The following is a 25,862-nucleotide window of genomic DNA, read 5'->3' on the forward strand; positions in this document are numbered from 1 at the left end:
CGTGACCGAGCCGCAGTTCCTCATCCCCCTCTGGGCAGACCTGACCGCCGTGGGCCTCGGCGGTGTCCAGGGAGCCCTGTTCGCCTCGGGTTTCCAGGGCCAGCGGCGCCTCGACCTGCTGGGGGTCTCGATCATCGGCGTCGTCATGGGACTCGGCGGCGGCATGATCCGCGACCTGCTCCTCAGCACGACGCCGGTCGCGCTGCAGAGCAACGGGTACCTCTTCACCGTGACGGCCGCCGCGATCGTCGGGATGCTGCTCGCCAACGTCTTCCAGCGGCTGAACGCCGTCATCGTGGCCCTCGACGCCGTCGCGATCGGCATGTTCGGAGCGCTCGGCACGACGAAGGCCCTCGCCCTCGGCCTCCCGCCGATCCCGTCGGTGTTCGTCGGCGTGTGCGCGGCCGTCGGCGGTGGCCTGCTTCGTGACGTGTTCATGGGGCTCCCCGTCGCCATGATGCACGTCGGATCGCTCTACGCGGTCGCCGCCGCGGTCGGCTGCGCCGTCCTCGCCGTGCTCGACGTGCTCGACGTCGGTCCGGTCCCGGCCGCGATCACCTGCATCGCGGTGACCGCCGTCATCCGTGTCCTCGCCGTCGTGTTCGACATCTCGCTGCCGGAGCAGCGCGCGCTCTACCGGCGGAAGGTCGCCGTCGAGACCTCGACGATTCCCATCATCAAGCCCTGACGGCGACCCGCCCGACTCAGACGCTCGCGAGTTCGCCCGCGTGGCTGCGGCTGCGGATCGCCCGGTTCACGGCCGACACGATCGCCTTGAGGCTCGCGGTCGAGATGTCACCGTCGATGCCGACTCCCCACAGGCGCTGATCCTCGACCTGCAGCTCAACGTAGGCGGCCGCGTGAGCGTCGCCGCCCGCTCCGAGGGTGTGCTCGACGTAGTCGTACAGCGAGATCTCGAAACCGCGCTCGCCGAGGACCTTCAGGAAAGCCGCAATCGGACCGTTGCCCGCACCGGTGGCCGCGACGCGCTCGTCGCCGTCGCGGAGGGTGACCTCGAGGGCCACATCACCCGACATGTCGCTCTGCGTCCGCGTGGAGAGCAACTCGAAACGTCCCCACTTCTCGTCCGCTGCCGACGCGGGCAGGTACTCGTCGGAGAAGATGGACCAGATCTGACCGCTCGACACCTCGCCACCCTCGGCATCCGTCTTCGCCTGGACGACACCGGAGAACTCGATCTGGAGCTTGCGGGGCAGATCCAGCGCGTGGTCGGTCTTCAGCAGGTAGGCGACGCCGCCCTTGCCGGACTGCGAGTTGACGCGGATGACCGCTTCGTACGAGCGGCCCAGGTCCTTCGGGTCGATCGGCAGGTACGGAACGGCCCACTCGATCTCGTCGACGGTGACGCCCTGCGCGGTCGCACGAGCCTCCATCGCCTCGAAGCCCTTCTTGATGGCGTCCTGGTGCGAGCCGCTGAAGGCGGTGAACACGAGGTCTCCCGCCCAGGGGCTCCGCTCCGGGACCGGCAGCTGATTGCAGTACTCGGCCGTGCGCTTGACGTGGTCGATGTCGCTGAAGTCGATCTGCGGATCGATGCCCTGCGTGAGCAGGTTGATGCCGAGGGCGACCAGGTCGACGTTTCCGGTGCGCTCGCCGTTGCCGAAGAGGCATCCTTCGATGCGGTCGGCACCGGCCATGTAACCGAGCTCCGCCGCGGCGATCGCGGTGCCACGGTCGTTGTGCGGGTGCAACGACAGGATGACATTCTCACGGTGGGCGAGGTGACGGCTCATCCACTCGATCGAGTCGGCGTAGACATTCGGCGTCGCCATCTCGACGGTCGCGGGCAGGTTGATGATGACCTTGCGATCGGGCGTCGGCTCGAAGACCTCGATCACCTGGTTGCAGACGTCGACCGCGAACTCCAGCTCGGTGCCGGTGTAGCTCTCGGGCGAGTACTCGTAGTAGACGGCCGTCTCGGGGATCGTCTTCTCGTACTCACGGCAGAGGCGCGCGCCCTCGAGGGCGATGTCGACGATGCCCTGCTGGTCGGTACGGAACACGACCTCGCGCTGCAAGACGCTCGTCGAGTTGTAGAGGTGCACGATGGCCTGCTTGGCCCCGGCGATCGACTCGTACGTGCGCTTGATGAGGTGGTCGCGGGCCTGGGTCAACACCTGGATCGTGACATCCTCAGGGATGACGTCGTCCTCGATCAGCTGCCGGACGAAGTCGAAGTCCGTCTGACTGGCGCTCGGGAAACCGACCTCGATCTCCTTGTAGCCCATCTTCACGAGCAGCTCGAACATGACGCGCTTGCGCTCGGGACTCATCGGATCGATGAGGGCCTGATTGCCGTCGCGGAGGTCGACGGCGCACCAGCGCGGGGCGACCTCGATGCGCTTCGTGGGCCACGTGCGATCGGGCAACTCGACCCGGATCTGCTCGTGGTACGGGCGGTACTTGTGGATCGGGGCGCCGGAGGGCTTCTGGTTGTTTCGCATGATGGGTGCTTCTTCTCTCGTCACTGGTGCGGACCCACGACAACCTCCGCGACGAGTTGGTCCTAGATCGAGGACTCGTCGCGGCGACGAAGAAGGAGGCCGCAGAAGCGCATACCGACACGTTACACCTCCGCCCGCGCCCGGCGACACGTGAGACGGATGCCTCCCGCCCGACACTCTCCGGGCATGATGCACCGTCGCTCCGCCGCCCTCGTCCTCACCGGGGCCGCACTCCTGCTCACCTCCTGCGCTGCCACGGCCGACGCCGGCGGAGACGCGGCGCCTCCCGGTGCTGCCCTCGCCGCACTCACGCCGGAAAATCCCACGGGCGAGGTCATCGCGCAGGGAATGGTCCTCGACAACGGCGCCACGATCGAACTGTGTCTCGGCGCGGTGGCCGAATCCGCGCCGCCGCAGTGCAGCGGCATCCCGCTCGCCGGATGGTCGTGGGACGGTCTCGATGACGCCGTCTCGTCCGGCGGCGCGACCTGGAACACCTACGCCGTCTACGGCGCCTTCGACGGCGACACCCTCACGGTGACCCGCACACCGATTCCCCTGGCGCTGTTCGATCCCATCGCGGCGGCCGATCCGACGAACGGGAAGCGGGGAGCGGCGTCACGAGTCGATGTGACGTCGATCCAGTCGACGGTTCCCGACGCGATCGGCGACGCCTTCCTCGGCGCGTCGGAGCAGGACGGGTGGGTGTTCGTCGACGTCGTCTGGGATGACGGCACCTGGCAGCGGGCAGCGGATCAGGACTTCGGAGCGGGCAAGGTGATCATCCGCTCCGCGCTGCGCGAGATCAGCTGACCGGCAGTCGGTTCGACGTCACGGCAGCAGCGCGAGCTTGCCGCCGGGGTGCCCCTCCATGAGGAAGCGCGCCGCCTCCACCGCCTCGGCAAACGGATACTTGCGAGCGACGGGGACCTTGAGGAGGCCCCGACGAGCGAGATCGACGAGGTCACCGCGCACGGCGTCGCGGAACGCGGCGCTGGCGGGCAGCATTCCGCCGATGGCGACGATCCCGTGCGACTCGAGGTCTCGGCGCACGATCGTGATGATGCGCTCCCGGTTCGCGACGAGGGCGAGAGACGCGTCGATCGCCTCGTCGGTGCCCACGCCGTCGAGCGCTGCGACGAAGGGGGCACCACCCGCGGCATCCTTCGCCCGCTCGACGAGCCCCGGGCCGTAGGTGATCGGGATGCCGCCGTACTGACGCACGACGTCGGCGTTTCGCTCGCTCGCCGTTCCCACGACGCGCACGCCGCGGACGGCGGCCTGCTGCAGGAAGCTGACACCCACGGCGCCGGAGGCGGCGTGGAACAGAACCGTGTCGCCGCGCTCGGCTCGACTGAGCTCCAGCAGCTCCGCCGCCGTCGCCCCGGCGAGGAACAGGTTCGCCGCGGCCGGGTGGTCGAGGTTCTCCGGCTTGGCGAACGCCTTCTCCGCCGGGATCGTCAGTTCGGTCGCGTATCCCCCGCTGAGGCGGAAGGCGAGCACGGCATCACCGATCGCCGCAGCCCCCGAACCGATGACGGTGTCCGGGCCGAGGGCGGTGATCTCACCGGAGACCTCGTATCCGATCGGGAAGGGGTGCGTCGCACCAGGACGCGTGGGGTATTTGACGTCCGCCGGATTCATGCCGATGGCGTGCACCCGGATCGTGACCTCTCCCGGCCCGGGGGCCGGAACCTCGACCTCACGGAGTTCCCAATCCGACAGTCCGTCCGGACCCGTCGCGAACCATGCCTGTGCCATGCGCTTGTCCTTCCGTAGAGAGCCGGCGTCGCCGCCGGTCAGAAACCGAGTCGGCCCAGCTGCTTGGGGTCGCGCTGCCATTCCTTCGCGACGCGCACCCGGAGCGAGAGGAACACGCGTCCGCCGACGAGGGGCTCGATGCCCGCTCGAGCGCGCGCGCCCACGTCCTTCAGACGAGACCCGCCACGACCGATGATGATGGCCTTCTGGCTGTCGCGCTCGACGACGATGTTCGCGTAGATGTCTGTCAGGTCGCTGTTCTCGCGAGGCGCCATGTCCTCGATCGTGACCGCGATGGAGTGCGGCAGCTCGTCGCGCACTCCGTCGAGGGCGGCCTCGCGGATGATCTCCGCAATCCGGTCCGAGATGCTCTCGTCCGTGACCATGCCCTCCGGGTAGAGCGGCGGGCCCTTCGGCATGAGCTTCAGGAGCTCGTCCGCGAGCACGTCGAGCTGGTCATCGGTCACGGCCGACAGCGGGATGACGGCGTCCCAGTCCTCGCGGAGGGCGTCGACCTCCATGAGCCGCTCGGTGATCTCCTCGCGAGAGGCGATGTCGACCTTCGTGACGATGGCGATCTTCTTCGCCCGGCCGTAGCCGTCGAGGGATGCCGCGATCCGTCGGTCTCCGGGGCCCACCTTCTCGGTGGCGGGCACGAGGAACCCGATCGCGTCTACGTCGCCGAGCACCTGGTCCACGAGGTCGTTGAGCCGCTGGCCCAAGAGGGTCCGCGGTCGGTGGATGCCGGGGGTGTCGACGATCACCAGCTGGCCGCCGGGTCGATTCAGGATGCCGCGGATCGCCTTTCGAGTGGTCTGCGGCTTGTCGCTGGTGATGGCGACCTTCTCGCCGACGAGCGCATTGGTCAGCGTGGACTTGCCGACATTGGGACGTCCGACGAACGTCACGAAACCGGAACGGTCGCTCACGGTCACTCCGATCCCCGCGAGACGCGGATCTCTCCGGTGGAATTGGTGGCCGGCTCAGGGTCCGGTGTTTCGGCGCGCTCGACAAACACGGTCGCGAGACCGCGGCCACGACCGAGCGACGTTCCGCCGGTCAGGACGAGTCCGCTGTGCTCGACACGGACGCCGGGAACGGGGACGCTGCCGAGGGCCTTGCCGAACAAGCCGCCGATCGAGTCGACGTCATCGTCTTCGAGCTCGATGCCGAACAGATCGCCGACCTCGTCGAGGGCGAGCCGGGTGCTCACCCGGAAACGCCCGCCGCCGAGGTCCGAGACCTCGCTCGTGCGCAGGTCGTACTCGTCTGCGATCTCGCCGACGAGCTCCTCGATGAGGTCTTCCAAGGTGACGAGGCCCGAGACACCGCCGTATTCGTCGACGACCATGCAGACGTGCACGGCTTCGCGCTTCATCTGCTGCAGAAGACTCTCGGCGCGCATCGACTCGGGGACGAAGACGGCCGGCCGGGCGATCTGCGCGACGGGCACGCCGCGCCACGCCGTCTCGTCGCGGTACGCGAACTGCACGAGGTCCTTCAGATAGACGACACCCGTGATGTCGTCGGCTTCGCCGTCGGCGATGGGGATACGCGAGACGCCACGGTCGAGGAAGAGCGTCATCGCCTGCTGCGTGGTGGCCGCGGCATCCATCGTCACCATGTCGGTGCGAGGCACCATCACGGCGCGCACGAAGCGATCGGTGAAGTCGAAGACGGAATGGATGAGGTCACGGTCGTCGGCCTCGATCAGGTCCTGCGAGGCGGCCTCGTCGACCATGCTCAGCAGCTGCTCCTCCGACGCGAACGACGCACCCCGGTGGATGCCGGGGGTCAAGCGGTCACCGAGGAGGACGAGCAGGTGTGCCAGCGGACCGAGCACGATGCGTGCGCCGCGGATGAGGGGCGCGCACACCCGGAGGAACCCCTTGGCGTGCTGACGGCCGACGGCGCGCGGCGAGGCGCCCACGAGGACGAAGGAGGCGATCGTCATGACGACGACAGCGCCGAGCATCGCCCACCAGATGTTGTCGAAGACGAGCGTAAAGGCGACCGTCACGAGCACGGCGGCGGCCGTCTCGATGAGGATGCGGATGAAGACGACGGCCGTGCGGTGCGCATCGGGATCGGCGGCGACACGCCGCAGGCTCGAGCCGGAACGCGCTTCGTCGGCGAGATCGATGAGGTCGGCTCGCGACGTCACATCGAGCGCTGCCTCGAGCGACGCCATGAGCCCGCCGAGGGCGACGAGGAGGACCGCCGCGACGAGAAGGAGTATCTCGGTCATGCGCGCCGGCGGCGCTCACTCGAGTGGAACGCGCCGATGAGTTCCTTCTGCAGGCCGAACATCTCGCGCTCCTCCTCGGGCTCGGCGTGATCGAAGCCGAGGAGGTGGAGCAGCCCGTGGGTGGTCAGCAGGACGAGCTCGTCCATCGTGGTGTGCTTCGCGGCCTGCGCCTGAGTCTCGGCGACCTGGGGGCACAGCACGATGTCCCCGAGCAGTCCGGGAGGCGTCGGCGACTCCTCGGTCCCGGGACGCAGCTCGTCCATCGGGAAGCTGAGAACGTCGGTCGGGCCGGGCTCATCCATCCACTGCACGTGGAGGGCTTCCATCGCACCCTCATCCACGAGCAGGATCGCGAGGTCCGCATCGGGGCTCACGTGGAGCTCGCCGAAGTTGTGCTCGGTGAGGCGCAGGAGCACGGTTTCGTCGACCTCGACGCCGGATTCGTTGGTGATCTCGATGGTCATGAAAGTCCTCGTTTGGGCTGTCGGTCACGGGGGCCGGCAGGACGCAGCCCCGTTCGGCGCTCGGCGCGGTTCGCGAACTCGCTCGCTTCATCACGCTCACGACGCGCCACGAGCTTCTCCTCGTCGTATGCGGTGTAGGCGTCGACGATGCGACCCACGAGCGTGTGACGCACGACGTCGTCGCTCGTGAGGCGGGCGAAGTGGATGTCGTCGATGTCCTTCAGGACGCGGGTCACCAGGCGCAGGCCCGAGGCCCCCTGCGGCAGGTCGACCTGCGTGATGTCGCCGGTGACGACCATCCGCGTGCCGAAGCCGAGGCGGGTGAGGAACATCTTCATCTGCTCGGGCGTCGTGTTCTGCGCCTCGTCGAGGACGACGAACGAGTCGTTGAGCGTGCGCCCGCGCATGTAGGCGAGAGGCGCGACCTCGATCGTGCCCGAGGCCATGAGCTTCGGGACCAGCTCGGGGTCCATCATCTCGTTGAGCGCGTCGTAGAGCGGACGGAGATACGGGTCGATCTTGTCGGTCAGCGTCCCCGGGAGGAAGCCGAGCCGCTCGCCGGCTTCGACGGCAGGACGCGTCAAGATGATGCGGCTGACGTCCTTGCGCTGAAGCGCCTGCACGGCCTTCGCCATCGCCAGGTAGGTCTTGCCCGTACCCGCGGGACCGATACCGAACACGATCGTGTTCTCCTCGATCGCGTCGACGTACTCCTTCTGGCCGCGCGTTTTCGGACGGATGACCTTGCCGCGCGACGACAGGATGGCCTCGCCGAGCACCTCCGAAGGGCGGACTCCGCTGTTCTCGCGGAGGATCCGGTTCGACTGCGTCACGTCACTCGGGTCGAGGCCCTGGCCGGCGCGTGCCATGCCGATCAGCTCCTCGACGAGGTCGTGGGCTCGGGCGACGGCGTCCTCGTCACCCGTCAAGGTGATCTCATTGCCGCGGACGTGCACCTGCACATCGGGGTGTTCGCGTTCCACGGTGCGCAGCAGTCGGTCCTGCGGACCGAGCAACTGCACCATGGCGACACCGTCGGCGTAGATGTGCGCGACGGTGGGTTCGGCGCTGTCAGCCACCGAGTCTCCCTTCCGTGAGCCCGCCACCCAGCACGTGTGCGTGGACGTGGAACACGGTTTGTCCGGCGTCAGGGCCGGTGTTGAATACGAGTCTGAAGTCGCCGCCCGCGTGTTCGGCGGCAAGGGTGTTGGCGAGTCCCACGACCTCGGCGAGGAGGGCGGGATCCCCCGCGGCGAGCTCGACGACGTCCCGGTACTTCTCGGTCTTGGGGATCACGAGGAGATGGACGGGAGCCTGCGGAGCGATGTCGCGGATCGCGAAGGCGTTGTCGGTCTCCGCAACGATCTCGGAGGGGATCTCACCCCGGAGGATGCGGGTGAACACCGATGGCTCGCTCATCGTCCCAGTCTACTCAGCGCCTTCCCGCGCCGGTTGGGCTCGGCTCACCAGCGACCGAGCGCCGCGTTGACGACGGCGAGGGCGGCAGGCCCCGCGGTCGACGTGCGGAGCACAGTGTCGCCCAGACGCACGAGCGTCGCTCCCGCCGCCTGCAGGGCGTCGAGTTCCTCGGGCGAAATGCCGCCTTCCGGACCGACGACGAGGATCACATCGCTCGTGTCATCGGAGTCGATTGCGACCCGCGACAAGGCGACGGATGCCGTCGGTTCGAGCACCAGCATCCGTCCAGCGCCCGCGCGCGCAGCCAAGTCGCGCGTCGTCACGGGCTGCTCGAGGTCGGCGAGCCACGGTCGGTGCGCCTGCTTCGCGGCCTCGCGGGCGATCGACTCCCAGCGGGCGACGCCCTTCGCGACCTTCCCGCCTTCCCACCGGGAGACGGACCGTGCGGCCTGCCACGGCACGATCGCATCGACACCCAGTTCGGTCGCCGCCTGGACCGCGAGTTCGTCGCGGTCTCCCTTGGCCAGCGCCTGGACGAGGACGGTGCGCGGCGAGGCAACGGGCATGTCGGTACGCGATTCGATGTCGACCGCGACCTCCTTCGGCGAGGCGGCCTGGACGGTACCCGTCAGCCAGACTCCGCGACCGTCGCCGACCGTGACGGTCTCCCCCACCCGGACCCGCCGCACGACTGCGGCGTGATGGGCCTCAGCGCCCGTCAACCGGACGACCTGGCCCGCCCCGGCAGGGCCGGCGTCCTCGATCAGGAAGTGCAGCGCCACGATCAGCGCTTGAACTTGCCGCGGAGCTTGGAGAACAGGCCGGGGTGGAACTCCGCCAGGTGCGGCGGCGCGGGCCGCACGCGCTTCGCGAGCTCCTGCACGAGTGCGCGCGCCTTCGGGTCGAGGTGCGTCGGGGTCACGACCTGCACGCCGACGCGGAGGTCACCGCGCTGGTCACCGCGGAGGGGGGTGATGCCGCGGCCGCGGATGGTGAGCTCGTCGCCGGCCTGCACGCCGGCGCGGATGTCGAGGTCGACGGAACCGTCGAGCGAGTCGATCGTGACGCTCGTGCCGAGGATCGCGTCGATCATCGACACCTCGAGGGTGGCGAGCAGGTCGTCGCCGTCGCGGCTGAACACATCGTGGGGGGCGACGGTCACTTCGAGGTACAGGTCGCCGTTCGGACCGCCGGCGGGACCGACCTCTCCGGAGCCCGGCAGCTGGAGCCGGAGGCCCGTCTCGACGCCGGCGGGGATGTCGATCGACACCGTGCGGCGGGCGCGCACGCGACCCTGACCCTGGCACGTCGAGCAGGGGTACGGGATGGTCGTGCCGTAACCCTGGCAGGTCGTGCACGGTTGCGAGGTCACGACGTTGCCGAGGAGGCTCCGGACCGTCCGCTGGATCTGGCCCGAGCCGTGGCAGATGTCGCAGGTGACCGGCTGCGTGCCGGGCTGGCAGCAGGATCCCTGGCAGGTTTCGCAAAGGACCGCCGTGTCGACCTCGATGTCGCGGTGCACGCCGAAGACGACGTCGCCGAGGTCGAGGTCGACGCGAACCAGCGCGTCCTGACCGCGCTCGCGACGCGACCGCGGGCGTCCGGCGCGAGTGCCGCCACCGCCGCCCCCGAAGAAGCTCTCGAAGATGTCGCTGAAGCCGCCGAAGCCGGCTCCCGCGCCACCACCGAAGGCGCTCGCGTCGCCGCCCATGTCGTAGCGCTGCCGCTGGTCGGGATCGCTCAGCACGTCGTACGCGTGCGTCACGAGCTTGAACTGCTCGGACGCATCCTCACCGGGGTTCACATCGGGGTGCAGCTGGCGCGCCAATCGCCGGTAAGCCTTCTTGATCTCCTCCGGGCTCGCGTCGCGCGCGACACCCAGGACCTCGTAGTGGTCAGCCACAATCACCTCTCCGGCCTTCCGGCCGATATGTTCAGCGCGACTTCTCGTCTTCTTCGAGCAGACGCGTCAGATAATGCGCGACGGCGCGAACCGCCGCGAGATTCGTGGGGTAGTCCATGCGTGTCGGACCGAGCACGCCGACGCGCGCCTGCGAGCCGCCCGCGTCGTAATCACCCGCGACGATGGATGCCTCGGACAGCCCGAACGGCTCATTCTCCCGCCCGATGCTGGTCGCCAGGCCACGGTCGTCGGCGACCATCTCCCCCATGAGACGCAGGAGCGTGACCTGCTCCTCGATCGCCTCCAGGAGCGGGTATATGCTGCCGCGGAAGTCCGACTCGCGCCGTGCGAGGGTCGCCGACCCGGCCATCACCATGCGGTCGTGGCGGAACTCCTCGAGCTCCTCACCGATCGCACGCAGCACGATCCGGCGGTTCTCCTCCCGCGGTACCGGCACGTCGTGCTCGAGGGTGCGGGCGATCGCCGCGGCGCCGTCTCGAACGCTCTTGCCGGTGAGGAGGGCTGCCATTGCGGCCTTGAGCTGCAGGGCTTCGTCGTCGGTGGGCTCGGTTGCGAGGAAGACGACGCGCTGCGAGACGCGGCCCGTGTCGGTCACGACGATGATGACGATGCGGGTGCCGCCGAGGTGGACGACCTCGACGTGCGAGACGTTGGCGCGCGCGAACGAGGGGTATTGGACGATCGCCACCTGCCCCGTCAGCCGCGTGAGGCTCCGGACGGTACGCACGAGGAGATCGTCGAGATCGCCGGTGTCCTCGAGGAACGCGCCGATGGCCGACCGCTGAGCCGAGGTCAAGGGACGGACGTCGGCGAGGTGGTCGACGAAGACCCTGTAGCCCTTGTCGGTGGGGACACGCCCCGAGGACGTGTGCGGTGCGGTGATGAGCTCCTCGTCTTCGAGAAGCGCCATGTCGTTGCGGATCGTGGCGGCGGAGACGCCGAACTGGTGGCGATCGACGATGGCTTTACTGCCGACCGGCTCACGCGTGTCGACGTAGTCCTGGACGATCGCACGCAACACCTGAAGCCCGCGTTCCGAGACCATCACCCCTCCTCCGCTGGCACTCTCGTTCTGGGAGTGCCAATTCTACCGCGCATGACGCGATCTGCTCGGATCACGCGGTGAGCGCGCGGACGACCGCGTCGGCCAGAAGCCTCCCGCGCCGGGTGAGGACGACCCGTCCACGCACCGCCGCCGCGCCGTCGACGAGTCCGTCGGCGATGAGGGATGCCACATTCCGCCGCCCGGCGACGGTCGCCTCGTCGATCGCGACGCCGTCGACGATGCGCGAGCGCAGCAGGATGACCTCGAGGCGGCGGGCCTCCGCATCCGGTCGTTCCCGTCCGGCCGCCGGGGACTCTCCGAGCGACAGTCGCTGCGCGTAAGCGGCAGGGTGCTTGACGTTCCACCACCGAATCCCGCCCACGTGGCTGTGCGCCCCGGGGCCGTACCCCCACCAGTCCTGCCCTCGCCAATACGAGAGGTTGTGACGGGATCGCTGAGCGGGACTTGTCGCCCAGTTCGAGACCTCGTACCAGCCGTACCCGGCTGCCGCGAGGAGCTCGTCGGCAAGTTCGTACATGTCGGCTTGGAGATCGTCATCGGGCGCCGGCACCTCACCGCGGCGGATCTGCCGCTCGAGCTTCGTGCCGTCCTCCACGATGAGCGCGTAGGCCGAGACGTGATCGGGGGCGAGTGCGGTGGCCGTCTCGAGAGACGTCCGCCAGTCGTCGAGAGACTCTCCCGGTGCGCCGTAGATCAGGTCGAGACTGACGGCGAGACCGGCCGCGCGTGCCGCCGCAACGGCGGTCGCGATGTTCGCCGGGTCGTGCGTGCGGTCGAGCGCCGCCAGCACGTGCGGCACCGACGACTGCATGCCGATCGAGAAACGCGTGACGCCAGCCGCGGCGAGCGTCGTCGCCACCTCGTCGGCGAGGGTGTCGGGGTTCGCCTCGACCGTCACCTCGGCACCGTCTGCGAGGCCGAACGTGTCGCGGACACCGTCGAGCATGCGCGCGAGATCCCCCGGCGGCAGCAGAGTCGGCGTTCCCCCGCCGAAGAAAACCGTCTGCGCCGGCCGGAGCGGACCTCGCGCGTCGAGCACGTCGCGGGAGAGGGCGATCTCGTGCAGGACGTCGTCGGCGTACGCGTCTTGACGCGCACCCCGGAGCTCGGTCGCTGTGTACGTGTTGAAGTCGCAATAGCCGCAGCGCACCCGGCAGAACGGCACGTGCAGATAGACCCCGAAGTCGACCTCGGGATCGACCATGACGTCGTGCGGGAGCGCGCCGTCGGCGGGAGCAGGATCGCCGAGCGGGAGAGCAGAGCCCATCAGGCGCCAGTGGCGTACATCGGCGACATCGCCTGCAGGTAGCCCTGGAAGAGCGCCCGTCGGCGGCGCTTCACGAGCGGACGCCACAGGCGGTACATCACGCCGGTGGGCTTGTCGAAGGCGCGCACGGTGAACCACACCTCGTCGTCGTCGCGCCACTCGAGGACGAACGACTCCTCACCGCTCACGACCGATCCGCTGACTGTGCCGAGGGAGAACCCGATCCGCCGCGGCTCGTCGGTGACGGAGATGACTCGCAGTTCGGCATCCGCCTTCATTCCTCCGACGCGCCCGCGGACGTGCGCGGTCGCGCCGGCGCTGACGAAGGGCGTCCCGTCGGCGTCGAAGCGCTGCTCGTCGTCGAGACGACTCGGCTGGACGGGGTTGCCTTCCGCGTCGAAGCCGACGCCGGTGTACATGGGCCCGGATGCCGGGCGCACATCGGTGACCGTGAGACCGGCTCCGCGCTGGGCACCCCAACCGAGCAGCGACTCGCTCGACGTGACGAAGCGGCTCTCGCCGCTGCCGAGTCGCCACGACGCCTCCGCGGGGGTCGTGCCCTTCGGCGGGTACCCCATCAGATCAGGGGCTTGTGTCCCACCGACGGCGGCGTAATCGACGGTTCCTGCCTGGAAACTCCCACGACGCATCGTGTCAGCCTACTTCTTGTCCTTGCCCTCGACGTCGCCCGAGAGAGCGGCGATGAACGCCTCCTGGGGGACCTCGACGCGGCCGACCATCTTCATGCGCTTCTTGCCCTCTTTCTGCTTCTCGAGCAGCTTGCGCTTGCGGCTGATGTCACCGCCGTAGCACTTGGCGAGGACGTCCTTGCGGATCGCGCTGATGTTCTCCCGGGCGATGATGCGCGCGCCGATGGCGGCCTGGATCGGCACCTCGAACTGCTGCCGCGGGATCAGCTTGCGGAGGCGCTCGGTCATCAGCGTGCCGTAGGCGTAGGCCTTCTCACGGTGGACGATCGAGCTGAACGCGTCGACCTTCTCGCCCTGGAGGAGGATGTCGACCTTCACGAGGTCGGCGGTCTGCGAGCCCGCCGGCTCGTAGTCGAGGCTCGCGTAGCCCTGCGTCTTGGACTTCAGGTGGTCGAAGAAGTCGAACACGATCTCGCCGAGCGGCATGTTGTAGCGGAGCTCGACACGGTCCTCGCTGAGGTAGTCCATGCCCAGGAGCGTCCCGCGACGGGACTGGCAGAGCTCCATGACCGTGCCGACATAGTCCTTCGGCAAGAGGATGCCGACCTTGACCACCGGCTCGGACACCTCCGCGACCCGGCCATCCGGGTACTCCGACGGGTTCGTCACCGTGACCGTCTCGTTGGTGTCGGTCGTGACCGTGTACGTCACCGACGGCGCCGTGGTGATGAGGTCGAGATCGAACTCGCGCGAGAGACGCTCGGTGATGATCTCGAGGTGCAGGAGACCGAGGAAACCGCAGCGGAAGCCGAAGCCGAGGGCGACGGACGTCTCGGGCTCGTACTGCAGCGAGGCGTCCGAGAGCTTCAGTTTGTCGAGGGCCTCGCGGAGGACGGCGTAGTCGCTACCGTCGATCGGGTAGATCCCCGAGAACACCATCGGCTTCGGATCGGTGTACCCGGAGAGGGCCTCTGTCGCGGGCTTCCGGTGGTTCGTGATCGTGTCGCCGACCTTTGACTGACGGACATCCTTCACGCCCGTGATCAGGTAGCCGACCTCGCCGACGCCGAGCCCCTTGGTGGGCACCGGCTCCGGGCTCGACACACCGATCTCCAGGAGGTCGTGTGCGGCGCGCGTCGACATCATCTGGATCCGCTCGCGCGGCTCGAGCTTGCCGTCGATCATGCGGACGTAGGTGACGACGCCGCGGTAGGCGTCGTAGACGGAGTCGAAGATCATCGCTCGGGCGGGAGCGTCGGCGTCGCCCTGCGGGGCCGGGATGCGCTCGACGATGCGGTCGAGCAGTTCCTCGACGCCGATGCCCGTCTTGCCGCTGACCTTGAGGACGTCGGCGGGGTCACCGCCGATGAGGTTCGCGAGCTCGGCCGCGTACTTCTCCGGGTCGGCCGCGGGCAGATCGATCTTGTTGAGGACCGGGATGATCTCGAGGTCGTTCTCGAGCGCCAGGTAGAGGTTCGCCAGCGTCTGCGCCTCGATGCCCTGCGCGGCGTCAACGAGAAGAATGGCGCCCTCGCATGCGGCGAGCGAGCGGCTGACCTCGTACGTGAAGTCGACGTGGCCCGGGGTGTCGATCATGTTCAGGGCGAACGTGCCGGCGTCGGTGGTCCACGGCATCCGGACCGCCTGGCTCTTGATCGTGATGCCGCGCTCGCGCTCGATGTCCATGCGGTCGAGGTACTGAGCGCGCATGTCGCGGTCCGAGACCACGCCGGTGATCTGCAGCATGCGATCGGCCAGGGTGGACTTGCCGTGGTCGATGTGGGCGATGATGCAGAAATTGCGGAGCTGCGCGGGCGGCGTGGCCGCGGGCTGCAGGGGCGTGAGAGAGCGGGGTGACATGACCAGGCGAGTCTACCGGCGACAAGCCGGGCAGCCGCCCCGCAGATCCGGCACAATAACCGCTTGCCACGCCGACACGCCAGCGCACCGACGCATGAGAAAGAGTTAACCGATCTGACCCTTGCGGGGCGCCCCACACCGCCCGAATGCTCAAGATGGCGGTCGGTTCCTGCGCGATAAGCACCGCGCCCGCGCCGCCTCGGGAGAACCCTGTGTCGCACCCACCTGCCCCCGTGCCCGCCGCGCATCCGGTTCTCCGCCGGACCTGCGCCCTACTGACCGCCGCGACGGTGACGGCCGCGGGGCTCGCACTCGTCCCCTCTGCCGCCACGGCGGCGGTGTCGTCCGATTCGCCGCTCGTGATCTCCGAGGTCTACGGCGGAGGCGGCAACAGCGGCGCCGCCTTCAACCGTGACTTCGTCGAACTCGCGAACACGGGTGACGAGACCATCGACCTCAGCGGCTACAGCGTGCAGTACGCCTCGGCCGCCGGCGCCTCGTGGCAGGTCACGAAGCTCGGCGACATCGACCTCCCCGCGGGCGAGAACCTGCTGGTCGGTCAGGCACCCGGGAGCAACACGGCGCTGGCCGGTTTCGACGCCGACGTCGACGGCACCATCGCGATGAGCGGGAGCGGCGCCAAGGTCGCCCTCGTCTCGACCGAGACGCCGCTCACGGGCAGCACCGGGATCGCGACCCTCGACCAGGTGGTCGACCTCGTCGGCTGGGGGACCACCGCGACCTCGTACGCCGGGTCGGGCCCCGCGCCCGGCACCTCCAACGGCACGAGCGTGTCGCGCGACGCCGAGGCCACCAACACGGCCGACAATGCGGCGGATTTCACCGCGGGCACCCCGACTCCCACCGGGCTCGGCGCAGACACCGACCCCGAACCCGACCCCGAGCCCCAGGTCGCAACGATCGCCGAAATCCAGGGCACGACGGATGCCTCGCCCCTGACCGGCCGCACCGTCACCACGACCGGCGTGGTCACCGCGCACTACCCGTCCGGTGGATACAACGGCTACGTCATCCAGACGGCAGGAACCGGCGCGAGCCTGGACCTCACCACGCACACCGCCTCCGACGCCGTCTTCGTCTACGCGCCCGGAGCGACCGGCGAGGTCGCCCTCGGCGACACCGTGACGGTCACCGGCGTCGTCTCGGAGTTCAGCGGGTTGACCGAACTCACGGTGAAGCCGGGAGCCGCCGAGATCGTCGCCGACGCGGCGGCTCCCGTTCCGGCGACCATCGGGTGGCCGAAGTCCGCCGCCGAGCGCGAGTCACTCGAGTCGATGCTCATCGCGCCGCAGGGTGAGTTCACCGTCAGCGACACCTTCAGCACCAACCGCTTCGGTGAGGTCGGCCTCGCCGCCGGCGACTCGCCGCTGCGCCAGCCGACCGACGCCGCCCGTCCGGGTAGCGACGCTGCAGCCGCTGTCGCCGCGGACAACGCCGCACGAGGCGTGCGCCTCGACGACGGCGCCGGGCTCGACTACACGTCGGCCGCGAACCAGGCCCTGACGCCCGCGTACGTGTCGCTCACCGAGCCGGTGACGGTCGGCGCCGGCGTCACGTTCACCGAGCCGCTGATCGTCGATTACCGCAATGACTCGTGGAAGCTGAACCCGACGGCCCCGCTCGTCGGCGACGGCACCGGAACCGATGAAGTCGTCTTCGAGAACGTCCGCACCGACGCTCCCGCGAACGTCGGCGGCGACCTGTCGATCGCGTCGTTCAACGTCCTCAACTACTTCACGACCCTGGGTACCGACACCGCGAGCTGCGAGGCGTACACCGACCGGTTCGGCGACGGCGTGACTGTCCGAGACGGCTGCGCCCAGCGCGGTGCGTGGGATGCCGCCGACCTCGCTCGTCAGCAGGCCAAGCTCGTCGATGCCATCACCTCGGTGGACGCCGGTGTGGTCGGTCTGATGGAGATCGAGAACTCGGCTGCCCTCGGAGAGAAGGCGGACGAAGCGACCTCGACCCTCGTCGCCGCGCTGAACGCGAAGGCCGGCGCCGGAACCTGGGCATTCGTGCCCTCGTCGACGGATCTGCCCCCGGCATCCGAGCAGGACGTCATCACCAACGCGATCATCTACCAGCCTGCCCTCGTCTCCCCCGTCGGCGCCGCGCGCGCCCTGGGCGACAAAAGTGCCGACGGCGAAGCATTCGGCAACGCCCGCGAGCCCATCGCGCAGGTGTTCGAACCGGCCGCCGGCGGCGCCCCGTTCCTGTTCGTCGTGAACCACTTCAAGTCGAAGGGCTCCGCCGGTCCGTGGCCCGGTGACGCCGACAGCGGCGACGGGCAGGGCTCGTCGAACGAGTCGCGTGTCCGTCAGGCCACGGCGCTCCGCGACTGGGTGACCGACATCCAGGGCGACGTCGATGCTGTCGCGCTCGCGGGCGACTTCAACTCCTACAGCCAAGAGGACCCGCTGCAGGTGCTGTACGACGGCGGCTACTCGGACGCCGAGCAGGCGTTCGACGTCGACTCGTCGTCGTACAGCTTCTCGGGGCTGTCGGGCTCGCTCGACCACATCCTCCTCAACAAGGCGGCGCTCGCCCGTTCGACGGATGCCGACATCTGGAACATCAATTCGGGCGAGTCGATCGCTCTGGAATACAGCCGGTTCCGCACGCACGGGACCGAGTTCTACTCCCCTGACCCGTTCCGCTCGAGCGACCACGACCCCGTGATCGTCGGGATGAAGGCGAAGGCCGCGCCGGTCCAGTTGACCCTGCTCGGCATCAACGACTTCCACGGACGGATCGACGCCAACACCGTCGCGTTTGCGGGAACCGTCGAGGAGCTGCGGAAGGCGGCATCCGGTCCGACCCTGTTCCTGTCCGCCGGCGACAACATCGGTGCGTCGCTGTTCGCGTCGTCGGTGGCGAAGGATCAGCCCACGATCGACGTGCTGAACGCGATGGACCTGAAGGCCACCGCGGTGGGCAACCACGAGTTCGACCGCGGCTTCGACGACCTGTCGGGCCGGGTCGCCGACGAACTCGACGCGCCGCTGCTGGGCGCCAACGTCTACAAGAAAGGCACCACGACCCCGGCGCTCGACGAGTACGCGTTGCTCGACGCGGACGGTCTCACGGTCGGCGTCATCGGCGCCGTCACCGAGGAGACCCCCACACTCGTCACGCCTACCGGCATCGAATCCGTCGACTTCGGCGACCCCGTCGAAGCGGTGAACCGCGTCGCCGCTCAGCTGAGCGACGGCGACGAGTCCAACGGTGAAGCCGACGTGATCGTCGCGCTGTACCACGAGGGTGCCGGAGCAGGCACGCCCGACGGCGCCTCGCTCGAGCAGGAGGTCGCTGCGGGCGGAGCCTTCGGCGCGATCATCAACGACACCTCGGCCGACGTCGATGCGATCTTCACGGGTCACACGCACAAGGAGTACGCCTGGTCGGCACCGATCCCCGGCACCGACCGCACCCGTCCCGTCGTGCAGACCGGCTCGTACGGCGCGAAGATCGGTGAGATCACCCTGACGGTGGATGCCGCCACGGGCGACGTCTCCGCGCACACCGAGCGGAACGTCGCGCGGACCACGACGCCAGCCGCCGACCTTGTGGCTGCGTACCCGCGCGTCGCGGAGGTCGACCGGATCACGAAGGCAGCCGTCGCGAACGCTGCCGCCATCGGTAACACCGAGGTCGGTCAGGTCTCCGGCGACATCACCACCGCCTACAGCGGCGGCTCGTACGTCGACGGCGTCTACACGGGCGGGACGCGTGACAACCGCGCCGCGGAGTCGACCCTCGGCAACTCGGTCGCGAACATGCTGCGCGACAGCCTGTCGGATCTGCCGAACGGCGCCATGATCGGCGTGACGAACCCCGGCGGCCTGCGTGCCGACCTCTTCGACACGCAGGCCGAGTTCGGCGCCAGTGCGGTCGCGGGGCTCGCCGACGGATCGGTGTCGTTCAGTCAGGCCAATGCGGTGCTGCCCTTCAACAACACGCTGGCGCTCATCACCCTCACGGGCGAGGAGTTCACGACGATGCTCGAGCAGCAGTGGCAGCGGGATGCCGCGGGGAACGTCCCGCAGCGCCCCTACTTGCAGCTGGGTCTGTCGGACAACGTGTCTTACACCTACGACCCGGCGCTCCCCGAGGGCGAGCGGATCACCTCCGTGACGGTCGATGGCAAGCCCATCGACCCGGCGGGCACCTACCGAATCGGCACGTTCTCGTTCCTCGCGGCGGGCGGTGACAACTTCCGCGCCTTCACCGAGGGTGACGACTACGTCGACACGGGTCTGCTCGACTACGAGGCGTGGGTGGACCACATCGCCGACAACTCCCCCGTCGCACCGTCCTTTGCAAAGCACGCGGTGCAGGTGTCGGGTGTCCCCGAGACCGTCGCCGCCGGTGACACGGTGGCGTTCCAGGTCGCCGGGATGGATGTGACCAGCAAGGGCGCCCCGGCGAACACCGAGGTGACGGTGAGCCTGGGCGACCAGGTCCTCGGCACCGCACCGGTGTCGAGCGGCGCGGCATCCATCAGCGTCACCCTCCCTGCCGGGACTCCGGCGGGGACGGCGCGGCTCACGCTCACCGCCGCTCCCAGCGGGACGGTCGTGCAGGTGCCGGTCACCGTCGAAGAGGCTGCAGAGCCCGCCGCGGCAACCCGCACCACTCTCATCGCGCTGCCCCCGGTGCACATCAACCGGATCCTGCCCGCGACGCTTCTGGCGATCGTCACGCAGGAGGGCGGCCGCGCCGAGGGCATCGTCGAGTTCCGCGAGGGCGACAAGGTGATCGCCACCGTGGAGGTGCGGCGCGGGTTCGCCACGACGACACTCGGCCGCCTGTCCCGAGGGACGCACGCGTACACCGCGACGTTCGTCCCGAAGGATCCGAAGGTCGCCGAGGGATCGGTGAGCAACCGGGCATCGGTGCGCGTCCTGTTCTGATCGGACGACGACGAGGCGGGGGCGGGTCTTCGGATCCGCCCCCGCTGTCACGTCTTCCCTCGCTCGCGGATTCGTAGGCTGGGGGCATGACGCCTCAGGTCGTGTTCGTCCACGGCATCCGAACCTCTGCCTCGATGTGGCGCGCCCAGGTCGAGCACCTGACTGCGGCGGGCATCGGCGCCCATGCGCTGGACCTCCCGGGGCACGGCACCCGCATGAACGAGACCTTCACACTGGACGGAGCGTTCGAGACGATCGACCGAGCGGTGAGGGATGCCGCGACTCGGGGGCCCGTCCTGCTCGTCGCGCACTCGATGGGCGGACTCCTCTCGATCCAGTACACGGGGTGCGAGGATCCGCCGCCCGTGGACGCCTTCATCGCGGCGAGCTGCACCGCGATCCCGCGCGGCCCAGGACTCGCGATCTATCGCACGCTCGCGCGCGGCTTCAATCGGCTTCCCGGGCGCGGACAGGCCCTGACCGATATGGTCCTCGACCGCACGCTGCCCCCCGAGACGCGCACCGATTTCGGTGCGGGGGGCTACGCATACGACATGCAGGACGTCGCGCTCCGAAGTCTCTCGGTCCTCGACCTCGTCACTGCCGTGGCGCGGATCTCGGTGCCGACGTGGTTCGTGAACGGACAGTGGGATCAGCTCCGTTCGAATGAGCGCCTGTTCACGGCGCTGAATCCCGACGCGGAACTCATCGTGGTGCCGCGCACGTCGCATCTCGTGACCGCGATGCGACCTCGCGTGTTCAACGCCGTGATCGGCCTGGCGCTCGCGACGATGGAGCGAGCGCGGTCGGCTTCGGGATGAGCCCCGGACCTGATAAGATCAGTTTTTGGCTTGCGTGTGGGTTCCTCCCTCACACGACCGCTGAGCGACAGCCCTCTTCTGTCGCCGGCACATCCACCTGTACCTCGAACGAAAGATACGTCGAACGTGGCGAACATCAAGTCGCAGATCAAGCGCAACAAGACCAACGAGAAGGCCCGCGAGCGGAACAAGGCCGTCAAGAGCGAGCTGCGGACCGTTGTCCGTCAGACCCGCGCGGCCATCTCGGCCGGCGACAAGGCCGCCGCCGAGAAGGCTCTGCTGAAGGCGACCAAGAAGCTCGACAAGGCCGTCAGCAAGGGCGTCATCCACGAGAACCAGGCGGCCAACCGCAAGTCCTCGATCGCCAAGCAGGTCGCCGCTCTCTGAGCCGCGCACGCTGAGCTACGACGAAGGCCCGTCCCGAAGGGATGGGCCTTCGTCGTTTCCGGCTTCAGGCGTCAGGTGCCGTAGGGCGCGCGCGTGGCGACGACCGTGACCAGCCGCTCGACCGCGAAGACGGGGTCGCGTGACGCGCCCTTGACCTCGGCATCCGCTCGCGCGGCCGCTTGGATCGCGATGCCGAGCGAAGATTCGGTCCACCCGGCCAGGTCACGGCGCGCGCGATCGACCTGCCAGTCCTTCATGCCGATGCGCGCCGCGAGAGCTGCGGAGGGCTCGCGGGTGCCGGCGACGCGCGCCATCGTGCGGAGCTTCGAAGCGATCGCCGCCACCATCGGGACGGGATCGGCGCCGGAGGACAGCGCGTGGCGGAGCGTGACGAGGGCATCGCCGTAGCGGCCGGCGATCGCGGTGTCGGCGACGGCGAACGCGGTCGTCTCGACGCGACCGCCGTAGTAGCGGGCGACGACCTGCTCGGTGATGTCACCCTCGACGTCGGAGATGAGCTGCTGGCAGGCCGCCGCGAGCTCCGTGAGATCGTCGGCGAAGGCCGAGACGAGGGCGCGGAGGGCGGGAGGCGCGATCCGGCGCTTGGTGGCCTGGAACTCCCCCGCCGCGAAGTCGAACCGGTCGGAGTCCCGTTTGACGGCGGGGCAGGCGATCTCGACGCCGCCGCCGGCACCCGACCGGATGGCGTCGAGCAGCTTTTTGCCTCGGACGCTCGCACCGGTGTGGCGCAGGACGATGGTCGCGCCGTCCTGCGGGGCCTCGAGGTAGCGGATCGCTTCGGCGAGGAAGGCGTCGGAGCACTTCTCGACACCTGAAACACGGACGAGGCGCGGCTCGCCGAACAGCGACGGTGAGGAGACCGCGAAGAGGGTGCCGGGCGCGTAGTCGTCGGCGCGGACGTCGGTCACTTCGAGACTCGGATCCTCCGCACGGAGGTATTCACGGATGCCGGCGGTCGCCCGCTCGGCGCAGATCTCCTCGGGGCCTGAGATCAGGACGAGGGGCGCCGGCTGCGGGGACCGCCAGGAGATCTGCGGGATCGCCGACTTGGTCGCCTTCGCGGCGGGACGACGGGGGCTCGGCATGGTTCCAGCCTACCGAGGGGTGGGGACAGAGTCGGTGCTGCTGAGCACAGCGGTGCGAGCCCGCCCGAGGCCCCACACCGCTGCCGCGGCAACAAGGAGCATCGCGAGGAGCCCAACGCTGGTGAGGAGGAGAGTTCCGGCGCCCCTGCTCGGCAGGAGGAAGCCGTAGGGCACCCACCCGTCGGTCTGACCGCGGAAGAGGACGACAGCGATCCAGGTCAGCGGGTACGGGAGCACGAGCCAGAGGCTCCGCCAGGGCAGTCGCGGCCGGTCACCGATGAGGATCCAGTCGAGCGCGGCATAGACCGGCAGCGCGATGTGGAGCGTCGAAAGGGTCGCTGCTCCCCCGTGCCGCTGAGAACCCGAACGCCCAGCCGAGCACGGCGAGCACGACGGACCCGATGACGAGCCGGACGACACCGATCAGGGTGATCGTGCGCGATGTGCGGGAAACCGGCGTCCGGTCAGCCTACGGGCGAGGCTCACTCCTTCTCGCGGGACCGCCACACCTGTAAACCCGCGCCGTCCCGCCAGACGGCTATGTCACCGGACCGGTCGGTGCGGGCGACGGTGGCGCGCTCCTCACGGAGGATCTCGAGGATCTCGTCCCGCGGGTGGCCGTAGGTGTTCTCGCCCACGGTGACGAGGGCCACTCGAGGGTCGAGATCGCGGTAGAAGGCGTCATCCTGGTCGGCACTGCCGTGATGCGCGACTTTCACCACCGCGTACGTGCGATCGATGACCCCGCTCGCCAGGAGGGAACGCTGCGGCTGAGCCGACAGGTCTCCCAGGAAGATCGCGTCGGGGACGCGGCATCCGGTCACGTCGACGACGACGCTCGCATCGTTTCCGGCGGGATAGACCGGATCGCGCGGCTTCGGCCAGAGCGAGCGCCAGCGGCACTCCCCCAGCGTGCCGCTCTGGCCGGCGGACACTTCCTGCGTCTGGGCGCCGCTCGCCGTGAAGCGCGCCAGCAGGTGGGCCGCCTCTGGGTCCGGAACGGGGCCGTGCATCACCAGGTCGGCCGCCCCCATCACCGCGTCGGCGCCGCCGCGGTGATCCATGTCGAAGTGGGTGAACACGAGGATGTCGATTCGGTCGATGGCGAACCTGTCGAGGCACGCGGCCAGCGGACCGGGTTCGGGACCGGTGTCGATGAGCATGGTCGCATCGTCGGAGCGGATCAGGACGGCGTCGCCTTGCCCGACCTCGCAGGCGGCGATCGCCCAGTCGCCGGGAACACGGGTGCGGTCGAGGAGTGCTCGAACCGGTCCCGCGACTGCGACGACGACGACGATCCCCGCGAGGACCCAGGCCGCCCCGCGGCGCAATCGGTCTCGGCGGGCGGCGATGACCGCCCCGATCGCGGCACCGGTCGCGGCGAGGGCGATGAGCCCCGGCATCCCTTCGAGCCAGGGGACGGAGGCACCGGGCAAGCGGGCCGCGAGGTCCGCCGTTCCGGCGATCCAGGCTGCCGGCAGCCAGGCGATCGCGGCCAGCCCCTGCGCGAGCACCGGCACCGGCAGCGCGAGGCAGGCGAGCAGCCCGAGAACGGTCGCGGCGGGTGCCGCGGGACCCGCCAGAAGGTTCGCGAGCACGCCGACCAGCGGCACCGTCGGCTCGATGAGAACGAGGAGAGGTCCGCAGGCCAGCTGCGCGGCGAGCGGGACGGACAGGGCGAGGGCGGCGGGGGCCGGCATCCATCTCGACATCCCGTCGGCGAGCGGACCGGCGAACAGGAGCAGGGAGCCCGTCGCGACGGCCGACAGAGCGAAGCCGAGGGATGCCGCCAGCCAGGGGTCGAGGATGAGGAGCACGCAGACCGATGCCGAGAGGATCGACATGCCCGCGCCGATCCGCCCCAGCAGCACGCCGAGCATCGCGATCGCCGCCATCACTCCCGCGCGCACGACGCTCGGCTCGGGCGACACGAGCACGATGAACGCCACCAGCGTGAGGAGTCCCGCGGCGACACGGATGCCGCGCCGCGCCCCGCAGAGGGCCGCGAGGCCGAACGCGATCCCGACCACGAGCGCGCAGTTCGCCCCGGAGACCGCGGTCAGGTGCGACAGCGACGACGCCTTCATCTGCTGGTCGAGGTCGTCTGTGACTGCCGACGTGTCTCCGACGGCGAGGCCAGGGACGAGTCCCGCGCCGGGGTCAGGGAGGCCCGCGACCGCGTCGACCAGGCCCGTGCGCAGTTCGGCTGCGGCGGCCAGCGGTCCCGTCGGCGGACGCGCGAGCTCGACCGTGGATGCCTCGACCACGAGCACCTCGCGATCGGCGGCATCCGCGCGAAACGCCGTGCCGGTCGCCACGGCTCGAGCGCCGAGGTCGAGCCCGGCGGGCCGTTCCTGGATGCGGACGAGGACGGGAGCTGAGAGGGGCCGCGTCTGACGACCGATCGTGGCAGAGCGCGTGATCGCATCGAAGCGGAAACCCGTCGCCGAGCGCTCGATCTTTCCCACGACGTCGACCTCGAAGGTGACGCTGCGACCGCCGGTGATCTGCAGACCGGCGACGGCGTCTCGGGCGGGCTGAACGAACGCGACGTGGGATGCCGCGCCCCCGGCGACGGCGAATGCCACTGCGACCAGCGCGGCCGTCGTCGGCCGAGACCCTCGTGCGGCGATCGCCAGGGCGAGAACGACACTCACCCAGAAGGCGACGGCGACCACCATCGCGTGCGCGGGAAAAACGATCGCCGCTCCTGCTCCCGCCCAGGCCGTGAGCGCGACCGGCAGTAATCGCAGGTCGCGGCGTCGCGCTGTCCTGACGCTCACACCGTCACCAGATCGCGGATCGACGCCAGCATCTTCTCCCCGATGCCCGGCACCGCCATGAGGTCGTCGACGCTCGTGAACCGGCCGTTCTCCTCCCGCCAGTCCATGATCCGCTGCGCGATGGCGGGCCCCACCCGCGGAAGAGTGTCGAGGGCGGCCAGGTCGGCAGTGTTGAGGTTCACGCGACTGTCACCTTCCGGCGCTGCGGGTGCTCCGACATCCGTCTGCGCAGCGCCTTCGGCCGGGATCAGGAGCTGCTCGCCGTCGCTCACGGGGCGCGCGAGATTGACCCCGTCGCGGGATGCCTCGTCCGAGAACCCGCCCGCTGCCGCGACCGCGTCCACCACGCGAGCGCCCTGATCGAGGCGGTACAACCCCGGCATCCTCACCTCGCCGGACACGTGGACGTAGACCGACCCCGGCGCCACAGTCTCCGACACCGCATCGGGAACTGTTTCCACAGCCGACTCGGTGCCTGTCCGCACGATCCCGATGGCGATCGTCACGGCGGCGACGACCACCACCAGCGTGATGGCTGCGCCGATGCCGAGCCGGCGTCGCGATCCCGACACCGCCTGAGCACCCATGGCCACGATCATCGGAGCCCGGCACCCTCAGGACGCCGCAGCAGCCGAGACCGGGGAGGAACCGGTTCCAGCGGACCCCGGTGGAGGAGACTCGGTGTGGCGGGTGCGAGCCCGCCA

At 69.3% G+C, this 25,862-nt stretch carries 22 protein-coding genes; 5 read left to right on the forward strand and 17 right to left on the reverse strand.

The window, feature by feature from the left end:
* Window position 1 precedes the first annotated feature (1 nt).
* Window positions 2-688 (forward strand): trimeric intracellular cation channel family protein, encoded by a 687-nt coding sequence (locus tag MO1_RS04300; protein WP_060915286.1) that lies wholly within the window; start codon window positions 2-4, stop codon window positions 686-688.
* Window positions 689-704: 16 nt separating this feature from the next.
* Here the strand turns inward: MO1_RS04300 and leuA are convergent, their stop codons facing one another.
* Window positions 705-2,465 carry a 2-isopropylmalate synthase gene (leuA, locus tag MO1_RS04305; RefSeq protein ID WP_060915287.1) on the reverse strand — a complete coding sequence of 587 codons (1,761 nt, stop codon included), beginning with the start codon at window positions 2,463-2,465 and terminating at the stop codon, window positions 705-707.
* A 186-nt stretch (window positions 2,466-2,651) separates the two neighbouring features.
* On the opposite strand from leuA, the gene MO1_RS04310 reads away from it, so the two are divergent.
* Window positions 2,652-3,278: a hypothetical protein gene (locus tag MO1_RS04310; RefSeq protein ID WP_036308782.1), complete on the forward strand. Its 627-nt coding sequence runs from the start codon at window positions 2,652-2,654 to the stop codon at window positions 3,276-3,278.
* An 18-nt stretch (window positions 3,279-3,296) separates the two neighbouring features.
* Here MO1_RS04310 and MO1_RS04315 read toward each other — a convergent pair whose 3' ends face one another.
* The 12 genes from MO1_RS04315 to lepA form a co-directional block, all read right to left on the reverse strand.
* Window positions 3,297-4,226, reverse strand: a complete 930-nt coding sequence (locus tag MO1_RS04315) for a quinone oxidoreductase family protein (protein WP_060915288.1) — start codon at window positions 4,224-4,226, stop codon at window positions 3,297-3,299.
* A 38-nt stretch (window positions 4,227-4,264) separates the two neighbouring features.
* Entirely contained in the window at window positions 4,265-5,161 is an 897-nt protein-coding gene (gene era, locus MO1_RS04320; RefSeq protein WP_081416913.1) for a GTPase Era, read from the reverse strand.
* Window positions 5,158-6,474, reverse strand: a complete 1,317-nt coding sequence (locus MO1_RS04325) for a hemolysin family protein (RefSeq protein ID WP_036308778.1) — start codon at window positions 6,472-6,474, stop codon at window positions 5,158-5,160. Before MO1_RS04325 ends, era begins: the two co-directional genes overlap by 4 nt.
* Window positions 6,471-6,938 carry an rRNA maturation RNase YbeY gene (gene ybeY / locus MO1_RS04330; RefSeq protein ID WP_036308772.1) on the reverse strand — a complete coding sequence of 156 codons (468 nt, stop codon included), beginning with the start codon at window positions 6,936-6,938 and terminating at the stop codon, window positions 6,471-6,473. The genes MO1_RS04325 and ybeY overlap by 4 nt, the downstream gene beginning before the upstream one ends.
* Complete coding sequence (locus MO1_RS04335) at window positions 6,935-7,963, reverse strand: PhoH family protein (protein WP_235186041.1); 1,029 nt, start codon at window positions 7,961-7,963, stop codon at window positions 6,935-6,937. Before MO1_RS04335 ends, ybeY begins: the two co-directional genes overlap by 4 nt.
* Before the next feature lie 46 nt (window positions 7,964-8,009).
* Window positions 8,010-8,357, reverse strand: coding sequence for a histidine triad nucleotide-binding protein (locus tag MO1_RS04340; RefSeq protein ID WP_060915289.1), 348 nt, complete (start codon window positions 8,355-8,357; stop codon window positions 8,010-8,012).
* Window positions 8,358-8,401: 44 nt separating this feature from the next.
* Window positions 8,402-9,139: a 16S rRNA (uracil(1498)-N(3))-methyltransferase gene (locus tag MO1_RS04345; RefSeq protein ID WP_060915290.1), complete on the reverse strand. Its 738-nt coding sequence runs from the start codon at window positions 9,137-9,139 to the stop codon at window positions 8,402-8,404.
* A gap of 2 nt (window positions 9,140-9,141) precedes the next feature.
* Entirely contained in the window at window positions 9,142-10,260 is a 1,119-nt protein-coding gene (dnaJ, locus tag MO1_RS04350) for a molecular chaperone DnaJ (RefSeq protein ID WP_036308767.1), read from the reverse strand.
* Window positions 10,261-10,291: 31 nt separating this feature from the next.
* Complete coding sequence (gene hrcA, locus MO1_RS04355; RefSeq protein WP_036308766.1) at window positions 10,292-11,326, reverse strand: heat-inducible transcriptional repressor HrcA; 1,035 nt, start codon at window positions 11,324-11,326, stop codon at window positions 10,292-10,294.
* Window positions 11,327-11,396: 70 nt separating this feature from the next.
* A complete protein-coding gene (hemW, locus tag MO1_RS04360) occupies window positions 11,397-12,614 on the reverse strand; it encodes a radical SAM family heme chaperone HemW (RefSeq protein ID WP_060915291.1) in 1,218 nt (405 codons plus the stop codon).
* Entirely contained in the window at window positions 12,614-13,264 is a 651-nt protein-coding gene (locus tag MO1_RS04365; RefSeq protein ID WP_060915292.1) for a DUF1990 domain-containing protein, read from the reverse strand. Before MO1_RS04365 ends, hemW begins: the two co-directional genes overlap by 1 nt.
* Before the next feature lie 9 nt (window positions 13,265-13,273).
* Window positions 13,274-15,124, reverse strand: a complete 1,851-nt coding sequence (gene lepA / locus MO1_RS04370) for a translation elongation factor 4 (protein ID WP_036308761.1) — start codon at window positions 15,122-15,124, stop codon at window positions 13,274-13,276.
* Between the two features lie 233 nt (window positions 15,125-15,357).
* Here lepA and MO1_RS04375 point away from each other — a divergent pair, with 233 nt between their 5' ends.
* From MO1_RS04375 to rpsT, 3 genes are all read left to right on the forward strand, one after another.
* Window positions 15,358-20,061 carry an ExeM/NucH family extracellular endonuclease gene (locus MO1_RS04375; protein WP_060915293.1) on the forward strand — a complete coding sequence of 1,568 codons (4,704 nt, stop codon included), beginning with the start codon at window positions 15,358-15,360 and terminating at the stop codon, window positions 20,059-20,061.
* A gap of 86 nt (window positions 20,062-20,147) precedes the next feature.
* Entirely contained in the window at window positions 20,148-20,882 is a 735-nt protein-coding gene (locus tag MO1_RS04380; RefSeq protein ID WP_060915294.1) for an alpha/beta fold hydrolase, read from the forward strand.
* Between the two features lie 126 nt (window positions 20,883-21,008).
* Window positions 21,009-21,269 carry a 30S ribosomal protein S20 gene (rpsT, locus tag MO1_RS04385; protein ID WP_036308757.1) on the forward strand — a complete coding sequence of 87 codons (261 nt, stop codon included), beginning with the start codon at window positions 21,009-21,011 and terminating at the stop codon, window positions 21,267-21,269.
* Between the two features lie 71 nt (window positions 21,270-21,340).
* On the opposite strand, the gene holA is transcribed toward rpsT, so the two are convergent.
* The 4 genes from holA to MO1_RS04405 all read right to left on the reverse strand — a co-directional run bounded on the left by holA (window position 21,341) and on the right by MO1_RS04405 (window position 25,745).
* The gene (holA, locus tag MO1_RS04390; RefSeq protein ID WP_060915295.1) at window positions 21,341-22,375 is read right to left on the reverse strand and encodes a DNA polymerase III subunit delta; all 1,035 of its coding nucleotides are present in this window, start codon (window positions 22,373-22,375) and stop codon (window positions 21,341-21,343) included.
* 9 nt (window positions 22,376-22,384) lie between these two features.
* Entirely contained in the window at window positions 22,385-22,795 is a 411-nt protein-coding gene (locus MO1_RS04395; RefSeq protein WP_082724361.1) for a Pr6Pr family membrane protein, read from the reverse strand.
* Between the two features lie 62 nt (window positions 22,796-22,857).
* Complete coding sequence (locus MO1_RS04400) at window positions 22,858-25,158, reverse strand: ComEC/Rec2 family competence protein (protein ID WP_060915296.1); 2,301 nt, start codon at window positions 25,156-25,158, stop codon at window positions 22,858-22,860.
* Window positions 25,155-25,745 (reverse strand): ComEA family DNA-binding protein, encoded by a 591-nt coding sequence (locus MO1_RS04405; RefSeq protein WP_036309435.1) that lies wholly within the window; start codon window positions 25,743-25,745, stop codon window positions 25,155-25,157. The genes MO1_RS04400 and MO1_RS04405 overlap by 4 nt, the downstream gene beginning before the upstream one ends.
* Window positions 25,746-25,862 lie beyond the last annotated feature (117 nt).

The sequence above is a fragment of the Microbacterium oleivorans NBRC 103075 genome (genome assembly GCF_001552475.1).
Classification (GTDB): domain Bacteria; phylum Actinomycetota; class Actinomycetes; order Actinomycetales; family Microbacteriaceae; genus Microbacterium; species Microbacterium oleivorans.

Excerpts from the sequence above, each read along its gene's own strand:
- MO1_RS04380 (WP_060915294.1), top strand. The coding sequence starts at position 20,148 with ATGACGCCTCAGGTCGTGTTCGTCCACGGCATCCGAACCTCTGCCTCG.
- MO1_RS04325 (WP_036308778.1), bottom strand. The coding sequence starts at position 6,474 with ATGACCGAGATACTCCTTCTCGTCGCGGCGGTCCTCCTCGTCGCCCTC.
- hemW (WP_060915291.1), bottom strand. The coding sequence starts at position 12,614 with ATGGGCTCTGCTCTCCCGCTCGGCGATCCTGCTCCCGCCGACGGCGCG.
- MO1_RS04315 (WP_060915288.1), bottom strand. The coding sequence starts at position 4,226 with ATGGCACAGGCATGGTTCGCGACGGGTCCGGACGGACTGTCGGATTGG.
- lepA (WP_036308761.1), bottom strand. The coding sequence starts at position 15,124 with ATGTCACCCCGCTCTCTCACGCCCCTGCAGCCCGCGGCCACGCCGCCC.
- MO1_RS04340 (WP_060915289.1), bottom strand. The coding sequence starts at position 8,357 with ATGAGCGAGCCATCGGTGTTCACCCGCATCCTCCGGGGTGAGATCCCC.
- ybeY (WP_036308772.1), bottom strand. The coding sequence starts at position 6,938 with ATGACCATCGAGATCACCAACGAATCCGGCGTCGAGGTCGACGAAACC.
- MO1_RS04405 (WP_036309435.1), bottom strand. The coding sequence starts at position 25,745 with ATGGGTGCTCAGGCGGTGTCGGGATCGCGACGCCGGCTCGGCATCGGC.
- MO1_RS04310 (WP_036308782.1), top strand. The coding sequence starts at position 2,652 with ATGATGCACCGTCGCTCCGCCGCCCTCGTCCTCACCGGGGCCGCACTC.
- hrcA (WP_036308766.1), bottom strand. The coding sequence starts at position 11,326 with ATGGTCTCGGAACGCGGGCTTCAGGTGTTGCGTGCGATCGTCCAGGAC.
- holA (WP_060915295.1), bottom strand. The coding sequence starts at position 22,375 with ATGCCGAGCCCCCGTCGTCCCGCCGCGAAGGCGACCAAGTCGGCGATC.
- leuA (WP_060915287.1), bottom strand. The coding sequence starts at position 2,465 with ATGCGAAACAACCAGAAGCCCTCCGGCGCCCCGATCCACAAGTACCGC.
- MO1_RS04335 (WP_235186041.1), bottom strand. The coding sequence starts at position 7,963 with ATGGTGCAGTTGCTCGGTCCGCAGGACCGACTGCTGCGCACCGTGGAA.
- MO1_RS04365 (WP_060915292.1), bottom strand. The coding sequence starts at position 13,264 with ATGCGTCGTGGGAGTTTCCAGGCAGGAACCGTCGATTACGCCGCCGTC.